Genomic DNA, 13,022 nt, shown 5'->3' on the forward strand with positions numbered 1-13,022 from the left:
AGAAGACCTTGTCAATTTTGAAATGGTAATGAGGCGTATATTCTGTTCTTAATATGTATTGACAGTAATATGATGTGACGATAAGATCATATAAAACAACGTAAAACCACAACAAACAACATTAAAAAAATAGTCCATAGTACATGGATCATCAGGGAGGAAAAAGGGTGAAACGTCAGCTTGTTTTTCAAAAAAATGGAACATTCAAAATCGTGCAATTTACAGATCTACACTGGAAGGATGGGCGGCCTGAAGATCTTCGGACCGGGCAATTAATGAAAACGGTCATCGAAGCGGAACAACCCGATCTGGTTGTATTTACAGGCGATGTCATTTACACGGGACCGGTTGATCCTGGCAATAAGGAATGTGAACACCCGGAGCAGGCATTCCGTGATGCCGTGTCGGTAGTGGAAGAACGTGGTATTCCGTGGGCTTTTGTGTATGGCAACCATGATACAGAGAATCGAATTACCCCTGATGGATTAATGGAGGTGATTCAGGAGCATGCGCATACCGTGACGGAACCTGGTCCGCGTGAGATTGCGGGACTAGGCAATTACACATTGGAGATTGCCGGAGCGGATGGCCTTCCGGCAGCAGTGTTGTATTTACTCGATTCGGGGAACTATTCCCAGTTCGAGTCGGTTCCCGGTTATGGCTGGATTCAGCCCAATCAAATCCAGTGGCTGATGTCTGAATCCACCCGCGTCAATCCCGGCCGCAGCCGCGGGGAGAAGCTGCCAGCCTTGGCGTTTTTCCATATCCCGATTCCTGAATATCAGTCCATGTGGGACACACAGACCTGTTACGGCAGCAAATACGAACCTGTCTGCTCTGCCCAAGTGAACTCGGGTCTGTTCTCTGCACTGCTGGAGATGGGCGATGTGATGGGGACCTTTTGCGGACATGATCATGTGAATGATTTTCAGGGAACATACCACGGAATTCGTCTCTGCTACGGGCGTTCGAGCGGTCACAGTACATATGGAAGGGAAGGCATGCTGCGTGGAGGACGGGTCATTCAATTGCAGGCGGGACAACGTAGCTTTGATACCTGGATTCGTCTGGAAGACGGATCGGTCGTGAAGGAACAGCCAGCACATCAACCAGAGAGCACTTCCGCACATTAGGGAACAAAGAAGAGCAAGGAATTAGAGAGGAACGTTTTGATTATGATTTTACCTATAGTTCTGGTGCTCGCTTCCGGGATGGCTCATGCTGTCTGGAGTATGTTCACCAAACGCAGTTTAAACAAAAGTGTGTTTTTATGGTCCATCATGATGATTCCGACCGTCATACTGCTGCCTGTGCTTATCATGGAGTTGATACGGGAACCTTTATCCATCCCAGCCTATGCACTACTCGTGTTATCAATGGCCCTGCAAGCCGTGTATTCCTGGCTGCTATCGCAGACGTATGAATTGGGCGACTTGTCGCAGATTTATCCGATTATGCGGGGAACGAGCACCTTGCTGGTGCCATTGATCGGTGTTTCTTTTCTGGGGGAAACGTTGTCCATGTTCGGATGGTTTGGTATTGCCTGCATGATTGTAGGATTTACGGTGCTGAGTGGTGTGGGAAGCAAAGACGGCAAATCTGGATCAAGAGTAACAGGATCAAAGCCGGTGCTGATGGCCTTATGTGTCGGGTTATGTACAACCAGTTATGTGTTCGTGGACAAATTGAATCTAGAGCATATTTCACCCCTGTCGTTACTTGAAGTGACGAACATTGGTTTTGTTGCAGGATTAACTCCGGCGCTGCTCGCTTCCCGCCAACTGCGTCAGGAATGGAAGAAGAACCGATCAACGATTATGCTGGGAGCGCTGCTGAATCCGGGCTCGTACTTGTTGTTTCTGTTTGCATTGCAGCAGGCGCCAATGGCGAGACTTGGTCCGCTTCGGGAAGTGGGAACGGTATTCGCGGCCTTCCTCGGTATTTTGTTACTGAAAGAACAGCAGGGGAAAAAGCGTATTCTCTGTTCCATCGTTATTTTTGGCGGCATATTGCTGATTGGCATGTGGGGTTAGTGGAATTCCAGTATTTGGGTATATGGTGTATACTTATGGTTATTGAACCGCTTTCATGAGGAGGATAAACCATTGAACGTGCACCGTTTGGAAGATATTCATTTTCGTGATCCTTACATACTGGCTATACCATCGCGCAAGAAATATTATTTATATGGCTCTATCGGGCAAAATGTGTGGAACGGCCCAGCTATCGGTTTTGATGTCTATGAGAGCGAAGACCTGATCCATTGGAGCGGTCCTTCCCCATGCTTCCGTGCACCTACGGACTTCTGGTCCGATCACCACTATTGGGCCCCGGAAGTCTATGAATGGGAAGGACGCTTCTATATGTTTGCCAGCTTCAAGGCGGAAGGCATTCCGAGAGTAACAGGTGTATTGGTTGCTGATCAGCCGGAAGGACCTTTTGAATTGTGGTGTCGCTCCTTGACGCCTCCCGATTGGGAATGCCTGGACGGTACATTGTATGTGGATGATCAGGGTGATCCATGGATGATCTTTTGCAAGGAATGGGTGCAGGTGGAGGATGGTGAGATGTACGCCGTACGTCTGAAACCGGATCTGAAAGGAACGATAGGCAAGCCTGATCTGTTATTCAAAGCTTCCGAAGCCTCATGGTCTGTCGGAGGTGGAGCACAGCGAAACCGTTATGTCACGGATGGTCCGTTTCTGTATCGGATGCAAAATGATGAACTCGTCATGATGTGGTCCACATCCGGTCAAGACGGTTATACACTGGGACTAGCCCGCTCGGTGTCCGGCAAACCGCAAGGTCCATGGAAGCAAGATCACAAGCCGTTGTTCGCCAATAATGGAGGACATGGGATGCTGTTTCGAACGTTTGAAGGACAATTGTGTCTCACCATTCATGCTCCGAACAATCATCCGAATGAACGACCTGTTATTTTCCGCATGCAGGAGAATCATGGACAACTGACGCTTATGGTTAACCCAACGTAACGTAAAATGCAGAAAATGCAGATCACGTATTCGGAAAAGGCACTGGCCTAATCGCTTATTTAATCTTCTTTAATTGATCCCCTCAGGGTAAATGATCTTAAGGAACATCTGTTCAGATGAGCCTAGGATGACTGCCTGAGGGGATTTGTTTATTTTATCGCAGGTACTCAAACATGATATATTGGAAGGAGCAGCGTGTCGGTAATGTAAAAGCGAGCAATGATAGCTCTATAATGAAATGGACAGAGTGACGGGGAGAGACGTTATATGCTGCATGAGGAAAAGTTGATTCAGGCGATTACCGAGCATGAACAATTAATGCACGATCTGCGGCGGGTTCGTAGTCTTGGTCTGCCTCAATGTTACATAGGTGCGGGGTATATTCGCAATTATATCTGGGATGTGCTTCATGGTTATCCTCTACGCGAACTGCACAGCGATATTGATGTTGTTTTCTACGATAGGGAAGATATGCGTGATGAACGGGATCTGCTGCTGGAACAACAGCTTCGCGAGCAGACAGGCAATTCCAAGTGGTCGGTGAAAAATCAGGCGAGGATGCATCTACGCAATGGATACGAGCCATATCAATCTACAGAAGATGCTCTTCGATATTGGCCAGAAATCGTCACGGCCATAGGTGTGCGTTTAGATGAACAGGGTCAGGTGCGTATTTGTGCCCCTCATGGGCTGGAGGATCTGTATGGGTTAATCGTACGCCAAAGTCCGTTTTTCTCGGATGCAGACTACTATAATCATCGCGTAGAGAAGAAATGCTGGCAGCAACAGTGGCCCAAGCTTACGATCGTAAGATCCTGAATCAAGGGCATATGACAGAAGTGAGGGCCCAAGAAGGAGTGTTACTGGATCTATGAAAAAGTTTATACGAGAAAAAGGTTTGATCCTTGATCTTATATTCATTGCATGTTTTGTGTTCTTCCTTGTTTTCTGGGGCTGGAACTTCGCAGTGAAGTTTTTTGGCATGATCACTGTAGCCTTTATCGTGTTGAGGCGAATTGATTATCAAAAACATATCCTGCTGAAACGCATTCTGCTTACCGGGTTTGGTATTGCTGCTGTTTCATTTGTTATTATCGAAGCCCTTGTATTTACTCAACTTAACGCGAATGATCCGGAAGAAGCGGACTATGTCATTATTCTCGGCTCGGGCATCAAAGGAACAGAATTGTCATTGACCTTGAAACAAAGGCTGGATGCCAGTCTGAACTATATCCGCAGTCATCCTCAGACGCCTGTGATTGTATCCGGCGGTCAGGGGCCGGGGGAATCGATTCCTGAAGCACTCGCCATGAAAAACTACCTTGTTGATCAGGGGATCAGCCCCACACAAGTCATTATGGAAGATCGATCGACGAGCACCCAGGAGAATATGGCATTTTCCAAAAAAATCATTGATGCATCCGGGCTGGAGCATCCCAAGATCATGATTGTCACAAGTGACTACCATATGTTCAGATCCAAGTATCTGGCCGCCAAGAACGGTTACGCTGCCGAATACGGCATCGCCGCTCCTTCACCGGGTTATTTGAAACCGATCAATATGATCCGGGAGTATTTTGCATCGGTTAAAGCATTTATCTAGATGCTGTTTGCTTCTCCAATAAGAATAGAAAGGCAACCTATGCTCTCTTGAAAGAGTAAGGTTGCCTTTTTTGTCAACGTTAAAGTGATTCAAGGATAACCCGCCAAATCATGATATAATATACGTCAATAATAGAAGAACGATGTAGGAGTGAATGATTATTACAGCATATCTGTTACCTGCTCTCTATGAGCAAAAGAAAGTTTCAGCGGATGACATGGAAGAGATGGTGCGTCTGTTGGCACACGCACCATTACTATACGATGACGGGCTGACAATTCAAGTTCAGGACTTCATGGAAGGGTTGGAAATCGAGCTTGAGCATGAGGTGCGGCGCGCAGTGATCGAGTTGTATGAGCTGGCTGTGCAAGCTTGTCGTCCCTTCTCCGAGCCATCTACTTATGAGCAGCTTCAGGATGCACTTGGACTACAGGCTGAACTATGGCAGGCAGAAGTGCTGACGCTTGCCGAATGGATGGAATGGTTGAAGCAGATCGGTAAAGGACAAAGAAAACTGCCTGAATACAATTTTACAGCCATGCTGGGGAATTTGCCTGAAGGGTTCATGATTCATGATTTCCATGATGAGCTCATGTATCAGTTGGAGCAAAATTCAACGAACGCATGGGCGATCGAAGAACGCAATCGCTTATACGCAGCATTGGGCGTAAATTAAAATTAAACAAAACGGTCACAGACGGTGTTAGTTCATATATAGCGTACTTGCTTTACCCAGTATGGGGAAATGAGGGGATACCGTGAAAAAGGTTGTGTTGGCGGGTGGAACAGGGTTTGTTGGTCAGGATTTTGCCCACAGATTCAAGGAACTTGGTTATGAGGTGATCATTATCTCACGCCAGCCCGGTCATATTGCCTGGGATAACCAGGCTGGAATTATACAGGCACTTGAAGGTGCAGAATTGCTGATTAACCTGGCCGGAAAATCCGTAAACTGCCGTTACACGGACGAGAACCGCAAAGTCATTCTGGAATCCAGAACACGCACAACCCGCATTTTGGGCGAGTCTGTTCTGGCTTGTAGCATTCCTCCCGAATTATGGATTAATTCGAGCACGGCCACGATATATAGACATGCAGAAGATCGCCCCATGACGGAGAAAGAGGGCGAGATTGGCTCCGGGTTCTCGGTGGATGTCGCCAAGGCGTGGGAAAAGGCTTTTTTTGAATTCAGTCTGCCGTCTACACGTCAGATTGCATTACGGATTGCTATTGTGCTGGGAGAAGGTGGCGTCATGGAGCCACTGACCAATCTGGTCCGCTTTGGGCTGGGTGGATCACAAGGACCTGGAAGCCAGCAGTTTAGCTGGATTCATATAGAAGATTTGTTCCGCATGGTGATCTATGTTCAGCGGCACCCGCATCTGGAAGGGGTATTTAATGCTTCCTCTCCGCATCCTGTCACGAACCGCCAGCTTATGGAGAGTCTACGGCGGCAGATGGGAGTTCGGATTGGACTTCCTTCACCTCGCTGGATGCTGGAACTGGGAGCACGATTCATCCGGACCGAAACAGAACTGGTTCTCAAAAGTCGCTGGGTTATTCCCGAAAGGCTGGAGAGAGAAGGATTTACATTCAGATATGATACGCTCGATCTTGCACTGGCCGAGATTTTGAAGTAAGGAAATGAATCAACATGACTGAATAAAAAAGATAACACAACGGGAGGGGCAGAGATATCTGCCCTTCTGCTGTATTTTCTTCACTTCGTCATGGCGTTTAGCCAGGCGGGGTGAAGTGTAATTTCAATTAGATATATCGACTAAACATCTACACGATAGCAGTGAGCGAAAGGTAGTTCTGTCATCCCCGTGTTAGTGTAAATATTCATTAGTTGAACTTATATCGATCAGTCAGAAGAAGAGAAAGAGGTAGGTTATATGCAGCTTAGAAGAGTGAAAATTGTTGGTACAGGCAAGTATTTGCCTGAACAGGAAGTGACCGACGAGGAGTTGGATCGCCGTTTGCAGGTGCCTGCGGGTTGGGTCAGCAAAGCAACAGGTGTAGGTGTGCGTCATTACGCTTCGGGCGCAGAGACCTCTTCCTTCATGGGGGCGAGGGCTGCCGAAGCTGCACTTGCGGATGCGGGATTGACGTTCGCAGATATAGACTGTCTGGTGTGTACGAGCGGTACGAAGGAACAACCTTTACCCAGTACGGCGGTATTCATTCAACAGGCGATGGGGCAGCAGGATTCAGGTGTACCAGCCTTTGACATGGATGCGACCTGCTTGAGTTTTCTGAACGGGTTGGATGTTATTTCCTATATGGTGGATTCCGGGCGTTATAAAAGGGTGCTGCTTGTAGCTACGGAGATCGCTTCGAAGGGATTGAATTGGTCAAACAAGGAAAGTGCTGCCCTGTTCGGTGATGGAGCTGCTGCTGTCATTATTGAACGCTCCGCTGAAGGAGAATCTTCGCAGATTGTACATGCCTCGCTGAAAACGTACAGCCGAGGCGCGCGGTTTTCGGAAATTGCCGGTGGGGGCACTCGTCTGCATGCCTCGAATTATGTGGCAGAGCAGCCTGAACCCTATCTTTTTCATATGGATGGACAGGCCATCTTCCGTATGGCTTCCAGGTTGCTGCCAGCATTTATTGACGATATGTTGCAGGCCACCGGTGATCAGATGAAGGATTTCCAATTGGTGATTCCACATCAGGGAAGTGCCATGGCGATGAGGCTGATCCGCAAAAAGCTGGGAATCGAAGAGGAACGTTTTATGGACATTACACGAAATCACGGCAATACCATTGCCGCTTCCATTCCGATGGGGCTGCATGAAGCGATCAAGCAGCAGCGTATTCAGCGGGGAGATCGGGTGCTGATGATCGGAACAGCCGCCGGATTGTCACTGGGAGGACTTATTTTTGACTACTAGATTCACGAAGAATGGACATCAAACATCAGAATCCTTAAATGTGTTACTCACAGGCGGTCGGGCCCCGGTAACCCTCGAGCTGGCGCGTATGTTTCATCATGCGGGTCACCGGGTTTACGTCGCGGAGAGCGTGGTGCGTCATTTGTGCAGATTGTCCAGTGCGGTGGAGCAGTGCTTCATGGTTCCCTCTCCACGTCATGAAACAGAGAATTACTTGTTAGAGATGGAGAGTCTGGTTCAAACCTGGAAGATCGACTTGTTGATTCCAATGTGTGAAGAAGTTTTTTATATCGCTCAAGGAGCAGAGCGGCTGCGTAATCACTGCCGTGTACTTGTTTCGCCTATAGAGCAGCTGCATGAATTGCATCATAAATATCATTTTATCCAGCTTGCAAATTCGCTTGGTCTTTCGGTTCCGGATACCCGTCTGATCAACAGTCGGCAGGAATGGATGAAAGCGCAAGCTGTTCTAGAAATAGAGGGGGAATGGGTATGGAAGCCCGTGTACTCCCGCTTTGCTGCCAGAGTTCGTATGCCGGTATCCTCTACAGCAAATTTGGATGAAGGCGCACCTGAACCTGATCAGAAGATATACGCAGGTAAAATGAAGCAGCACCGTTTACAGAATGATCCTCCTGGTGACACGGAAATATCCTCAGCTTCCCCTTGGGTTGCACAGGCTTATGTTGCCGGGCAAATGTTATGTACATACAGCGTAGCTTATGAAGGGACAATCGTTGCACATACGACCTACGACAGTCGCTATCGAACGGGCAGCGTAGGAGCGAGTGTTTTTTTTGAACATGTGGAGCATGAAGAGATTTACGAGTGGGTAAGGCAATTTGTACACGCGACAGGGTTTAGCGGGCAGATTGGGTTTGATTTTATCGAAACAGAGGACGGACAAGTGTATGCCATTGAGTGTAATCCGAGGGCGACCAGTGGCATCCATTTGTTTCACCCTGGTGATGGCTTGGTACGTGCTTTAATTGCACCTGATGAACTGGTGGAAGCGGCAAAAGTGATCATCCCCAAGCAAGGAAGTAAAGCGATGTTGATGCTTCCGATGCTGGGAAGTGGATTGCAGCAGCTCTTGGGGAAGGGCAGCCTGCGGACATGGATGACAGCCTGGCGAGGAACGAGGGATGTGGTGTATATGAGACACGATGTAAAACCTTTGTTTGAGCAATTTGCGATTGTACTCTCCGCCTGGCGGCTGGCAAGGAAACATAAGTTTTCGCTGACTGAAGCTTTGACTCACGACATAGAATGGAACGGTGAACAACGATGAATAGAGCTTTGGTTACAGGAGCAACCGGATGTCTGGGCAGACATCTGGCGATACGGCTTGCGGAGCAAGGCTGGGAAGTTACGGGTATGGGACGCCAGCCAAAGCACGGGGCACAGCTTGAGGCAGAAGGCATTCGATTTTATAACGGAGATATACGGGATCAGGCTGCGGTGAATGAGGTCTGTTCGGGTCAGGATGTTGTGTTTCACTGTGCAGCGTTATCGTCGCCATGGGGCAAATATCGGGATTTTTACAGCAGCAATGTGGAGGGGACACAGCATTTGGTGGACCGTAGTATGAAAGGTGGCGTACAGCGCTTCATTCACGTATCAACCCCGAGCATATATTTTAACTACAGTCCGCGATATGACATACATGAGAACGACCCCTTGCCATCCAAACCAGCTAATCATTATGCAGCCACCAAGCGGCTCGCAGAGCAGGTGGTTTTACAGGCTCATGCCAAGGGACTTCCATCGATCATGATTCGTCCGAGAGCCATTTTTGGTCCGTATGACCAGACCCTTTTTCCCAGAATCGTAGCAGCAAATGCCAAATCGGGTGTACCTATGATCGGAGGCGGACAGGCACTCATTGACCTGACTTGTGTGGATAACGTGGTGGATGCGCTGTTGTTATGCAGGGATGCCAAGACAGAAGTGCTGGGTCGTGCCTACAATATTTCCAATGGAGATCCGAGACCGTTTCAGGATTTGGTGAGCATGTTGTTTGGAAAGCTGGAGATGCCTTTACGCCGTCGAAATATTCCCTACGGAGCAGCATACGGAGCAGCCGCAGTGCTGGAACGTGTACATCGCTTGATTCCTGCGTTAGGTGAACCTCAATTGACGCGGTATACGGTTGGTTCGTTATCTATCCCGCAGACGCTGGATATTACGGATGCCCGTGAGAAGCTGGGGTATGTGCCTCGATTGTCCATTGATGAGGGGTTACAACAATTTGCAGACTGGTGGAGGGCTGAATCATGCTGACAACAACTTCTGTAAAACTTCATCTGGGCGCAGCGGGTTACTGCACACATCCGGAGTTTCTGACGCTGCGTGGTGGAAGTGTGCGTTCGGTGGCCTTTCCAGCCGGCTTTGCGTGTATCATTCATCCTATACATGGTCCGATTCTGCTGGACACGGGATATAGCTCCCGTTTTTTCAAGGAAACCGCTCACTTGCCAAACGCGCTGTATCGTCATATTACACCTGTGGTATATCGTGAAGAAGACAGTGCGGTACATTTTCTGGCTAGTATAGGGCTGAAAGCTTCGGATATTCGGTACATCATCCTCTCACACTTTCATGGGGATCATATTGCAGGTGTGCGGGATTTTCCACAGGCGCAATTGATCTATCTGCCAAGAGCCTATGACGCTGTGCGTTCGCTTGGACCCATTGCGGCTGTAAAGGCAGGATTTCTGTCCGGGCTGCTGCCAGAGGACTTTGATGCGCGATCAATGCCTGTTACGAAGCAGCCGGAGCGATGGGTGAGAGCGGGTGAAGATTTTCCTTTTCCCGAGGTATACGATATTTTCGGTGATGGCAGTCTGCTGGGTGTTGACGTATCGGGTCATGCGGAAGGCATGATGGGAATTTTGCTCAGTACGGAGTTGCATGACTATTTTCTGTGTGCAGACGCAGTGTGGTCGAGTCGTGCTTTTCAGGAACAACGCAGACCTCATGTACTCGCTGGAATCATTATGTCGGATCGTCAGGCGTATCGAAGAAACTTTGACAGACTGGTTCAGTTGCATCAGCAGTTTCCGGCGATACGGATTGTGCCCAGTCATTGCCGTGAAGCGCTGAATGCTTGGGGTACAGAGGGTGAGGACATATGAGCAACACACTGCGTATTGTCTATCATTATGCACTTGCACGGGGATTGAGAAAATGGAAAACACGAGCGCAGCTTGAACGCTGGCAGGAACGCCAGATCATTCGGCAAGTGGAGCGGGTTCGTAAAAAGTCGCCTTTTTACCAGGAGTGGTGGGGTGATGTTGATGCATCCAACTGGAGAAGCTTTCCGCTAATTGACAAAACGATCATGATGCAGCATTTCGATCGGCTCAACACGGTGGGCATTTCCAAGGTCGAAGCGATGGCTCTCGCCGGGGAAAGCGAGGAAACGCGTGATTTCAAGCCATCCGTTCAGGGCGTGACGGTAGGCTTGTCCTCAGGCACATCAGGTAACCGGGGGCTGTTTCTGGTGAGTGATCAGGAGCAGGATGCGTGGACAGGGACGGTGCTGGCGAAGCTCCTGCCTGGCGGACTGTGGAAACCTGCCAAGATCGCCTTTTTCCTGCGGGCCAACAGTAATCTGTATGAATCGGTGCAGCGGGGTAAGTTGCAATTTCAATATTTTGATCTGCTGGAGCATGTCGATACCTTGGTTAAGCGTATGGAAACATACCGGCCCACTGTATGGGTAGCGCCGCCCTCCATGCTGAGAATGCTGGCTGACGCTTATACCTCAGGCATATTGACCACTGTACCGGACAAAATTATTTCGGTTGCTGAAGTGCTGGACCCGCTGGATCGCAAGGTGCTGGAGAGTGTTTTTGAACAAACGATTCATCAGGTGTACCAGTGTACGGAAGGATTCCTTGGCGCAACCTGTCGCTTCGGTACGTTGCATTTAAATGAAGATGTCGTTCATATTGAAAAAGAGTTCATTGATCCCGCGACCCGGAGGTTCGTGCCTGTGATCACGGACTTCTCCAGAACCTCACAGCCGATTATCCGGTATCGGCTGAACGACATTTTGACCGAGGCAGCGGTTCCTTGTGCCTGTGGGTCTCTGTTCACTGCCATAGAGCGGATCGAAGGCCGCTGCGATGACATGCTTTATTTTCCACATCGACAAACGGGCGAAGCCATAACTGTGTTCCCTGATTTTGTTACACGTGCGGTGATTGCAGCCTCTCCGTCTATTGAGCATTATCGGGTCGTACAGCGAGGTAACGGGGTGTTGGAAGTATCACTTCGGTTTGGAGGAGGGGAAGGGATGCAGCTGGTGGAAGTTGGTGTGCAACGTGAGCTGATGAAGCTGGGAGAACGGCTGAAATGCACCGTACCCGAGATTCGATTTGTTCCTTATACGTTTGAACCGGGAATAACGAAGCTGCGCCGAGTGGAGAGACAACACACTTGAGTGAAGCGTTGAGATGTTAGTGATAACGAAGATAACCCACTAAATCTATTAAATCCACCGAGGGAAGAGGTGAAGCAGATGACAGAACAGAAGATACAGACAGTGGACGATCCTATACAGGGCGAAACAGGTTCAACCGTGGGGAAATCGAAAGAGTTCGACTCAAACGTCCCTATTGCGTTAATTACGGGTACCTCGAGTGGATTCGGCATGCTTACGGCGATTACGCTGGCTAAACAAGGATATCATGTTGTAGCAACGATGCGAGATTTGAGTCGGAATGCAGAATTGGCAAGGTTGGCGGAGCAGGCGGGCATTTCGGATCGGTTACAGTATATTCGCCTGGATGTAACGGATGCTGATTTAGTGCAGGAAGCTGTTCAGACGGTACTTCAAAACAATGGACGAATCGATATGCTGGTGAACAATGCAGGATTTGCGCTTGGCGGATTTATTGAGGAAGTATCCATGGATGATTGGCGTAGGCAAATGGAAACGAATCTGTTTGGTTTGATTGCCGTTACGCGTGCTGTCCTGCCTGTCATGCGTGAGCAAAAGCAGGGATTGATCATCAACTTGTCCAGCGTCAGCGGATTGTCTGGTTTTCCGGGTTATGCGCCATATGCTGCATCCAAATTCGCCGTGGAAGGTTTCACGGAAAGTTTGCGTCATGAAATGTCTTCATTCGGCGTCCGGATTGTGCTGGTGGAGCCGGGTGCTTATCGCACACCCATCTGGAGTAAAGGTTTGGGTGAAATTCACAGGAGCGAACATTCTCCCTATAAAGATAAGCTGGATGCGGTTCTTCGTTATTCCCAGCATGCTGGAGAGACTGCACCAAACCCGCAGGAAGTGGCAGATCTGATTGCTCGCATTGCACGGATGCGTGCACCAAGGCTCCGTTATGCGCTGGGTAAAGGCTCGCGTCTGCTTATCATCGGCAAGCTGCTGCTTCCATGGAAATGGCTGGAGTGGATTATTTCACATGCATTGAAATAGGGCAACAGTAAACTACCGGAACGTGATTGGGTGAAGGAAGCCATGGAGCGGGATGCGTCGAAATAAAAAAATAATGG

General features: G+C 48.9%; 13 protein-coding genes. All 13 read left to right on the forward strand.

What is annotated here, in order from left to right; all coding sequences use genetic code 11:
* Window positions 1-167 precede the first annotated feature (167 nt).
* The 13 genes from RS891_RS08480 (at window position 168) to RS891_RS08540 (ending at window position 12,945) form a co-directional block, all read left to right on the forward strand.
* Window positions 168-1,133, forward strand: a complete 966-nt coding sequence (locus RS891_RS08480; protein WP_315795072.1) for a metallophosphoesterase family protein — start codon at window positions 168-170, stop codon at window positions 1,131-1,133.
* Between the two features lie 42 nt (window positions 1,134-1,175).
* Window positions 1,176-2,033: a DMT family transporter gene (locus tag RS891_RS08485; protein WP_315795073.1), complete on the forward strand. Its 858-nt coding sequence runs from the start codon at window positions 1,176-1,178 to the stop codon at window positions 2,031-2,033.
* A 78-nt stretch (window positions 2,034-2,111) separates the two neighbouring features.
* The gene (locus RS891_RS08490; RefSeq protein WP_315796239.1) at window positions 2,112-2,993 is read left to right on the forward strand and encodes a glycoside hydrolase family 43 protein; all 882 of its coding nucleotides are present in this window, start codon (window positions 2,112-2,114) and stop codon (window positions 2,991-2,993) included.
* Window positions 2,994-3,260: 267 nt separating this feature from the next.
* Window positions 3,261-3,812 carry a nucleotidyltransferase family protein gene (locus RS891_RS08495; protein WP_309304304.1) on the forward strand — a complete coding sequence of 184 codons (552 nt, stop codon included), beginning with the start codon at window positions 3,261-3,263 and terminating at the stop codon, window positions 3,810-3,812.
* Window positions 3,813-3,864: 52 nt separating this feature from the next.
* Window positions 3,865-4,596 (forward strand): YdcF family protein, encoded by a 732-nt coding sequence (locus RS891_RS08500; RefSeq protein WP_315795074.1) that lies wholly within the window; start codon window positions 3,865-3,867, stop codon window positions 4,594-4,596.
* A 154-nt stretch (window positions 4,597-4,750) separates the two neighbouring features.
* Entirely contained in the window at window positions 4,751-5,272 is a 522-nt protein-coding gene (locus RS891_RS08505; RefSeq protein WP_315795075.1) for a hypothetical protein, read from the forward strand.
* Between the two features lie 82 nt (window positions 5,273-5,354).
* A complete protein-coding gene (locus RS891_RS08510; RefSeq protein ID WP_113051575.1) occupies window positions 5,355-6,236 on the forward strand; it encodes a TIGR01777 family oxidoreductase in 882 nt (293 codons plus the stop codon).
* A gap of 258 nt (window positions 6,237-6,494) precedes the next feature.
* Window positions 6,495-7,496, forward strand: a complete 1,002-nt coding sequence (locus RS891_RS08515) for a beta-ketoacyl-ACP synthase III (protein ID WP_315795076.1) — start codon at window positions 6,495-6,497, stop codon at window positions 7,494-7,496.
* The gene (locus tag RS891_RS08520) at window positions 7,486-8,787 is read left to right on the forward strand and encodes an ATP-grasp domain-containing protein (protein ID WP_315795077.1); all 1,302 of its coding nucleotides are present in this window, start codon (window positions 7,486-7,488) and stop codon (window positions 8,785-8,787) included. The genes RS891_RS08515 and RS891_RS08520 overlap by 11 nt, the downstream gene beginning before the upstream one ends.
* Window positions 8,784-9,779, forward strand: a complete 996-nt coding sequence (locus tag RS891_RS08525) for an NAD-dependent epimerase/dehydratase family protein (RefSeq protein ID WP_315795078.1) — start codon at window positions 8,784-8,786, stop codon at window positions 9,777-9,779. Before RS891_RS08520 ends, RS891_RS08525 begins: the two co-directional genes overlap by 4 nt.
* Window positions 9,773-10,633, forward strand: coding sequence for an MBL fold metallo-hydrolase (locus RS891_RS08530; RefSeq protein WP_315795079.1), 861 nt, complete (start codon window positions 9,773-9,775; stop codon window positions 10,631-10,633). The genes RS891_RS08525 and RS891_RS08530 overlap by 7 nt, the downstream gene beginning before the upstream one ends.
* Window positions 10,630-11,946, forward strand: a complete 1,317-nt coding sequence (locus RS891_RS08535) for a F390 synthetase-related protein (protein WP_315795080.1) — start codon at window positions 10,630-10,632, stop codon at window positions 11,944-11,946. Before RS891_RS08530 ends, RS891_RS08535 begins: the two co-directional genes overlap by 4 nt.
* 78 nt (window positions 11,947-12,024) lie before the next feature.
* Complete coding sequence (locus RS891_RS08540; RefSeq protein WP_397386906.1) at window positions 12,025-12,945, forward strand: SDR family oxidoreductase; 921 nt, start codon at window positions 12,025-12,027, stop codon at window positions 12,943-12,945.
* Window positions 12,946-13,022: the final 77 nt, after the last annotated feature.

The organism is Paenibacillus sp. BIC5C1, assembly GCF_032399705.1.
Lineage (GTDB): Bacteria > Bacillota > Bacilli > Paenibacillales > Paenibacillaceae > Paenibacillus > Paenibacillus taichungensis_A.

What these genes read in the sequence shown, in the direction of transcription:
- RS891_RS08525 (WP_315795078.1), top strand. Translation starts at nt 8,784, where the DNA reads ATGAATAGAGCTTTGGTTACAGGAGCAACCGGATGTCTGGGCAGACAT.
- RS891_RS08505 (WP_315795075.1), top strand. Translation starts at nt 4,751, where the DNA reads ATGATTATTACAGCATATCTGTTACCTGCTCTCTATGAGCAAAAGAAA.
- RS891_RS08515 (WP_315795076.1), top strand. Translation starts at nt 6,495, where the DNA reads ATGCAGCTTAGAAGAGTGAAAATTGTTGGTACAGGCAAGTATTTGCCT.
- RS891_RS08535 (WP_315795080.1), top strand. Translation starts at nt 10,630, where the DNA reads ATGAGCAACACACTGCGTATTGTCTATCATTATGCACTTGCACGGGGA.
- RS891_RS08485 (WP_315795073.1), top strand. Translation starts at nt 1,176, where the DNA reads ATGATTTTACCTATAGTTCTGGTGCTCGCTTCCGGGATGGCTCATGCT.
- RS891_RS08500 (WP_315795074.1), top strand. Translation starts at nt 3,865, where the DNA reads ATGAAAAAGTTTATACGAGAAAAAGGTTTGATCCTTGATCTTATATTC.
- RS891_RS08540 (WP_397386906.1), top strand. Translation starts at nt 12,025, where the DNA reads ATGACAGAACAGAAGATACAGACAGTGGACGATCCTATACAGGGCGAA.
- RS891_RS08530 (WP_315795079.1), top strand. Translation starts at nt 9,773, where the DNA reads ATGCTGACAACAACTTCTGTAAAACTTCATCTGGGCGCAGCGGGTTAC.
- RS891_RS08495 (WP_309304304.1), top strand. Translation starts at nt 3,261, where the DNA reads ATGCTGCATGAGGAAAAGTTGATTCAGGCGATTACCGAGCATGAACAA.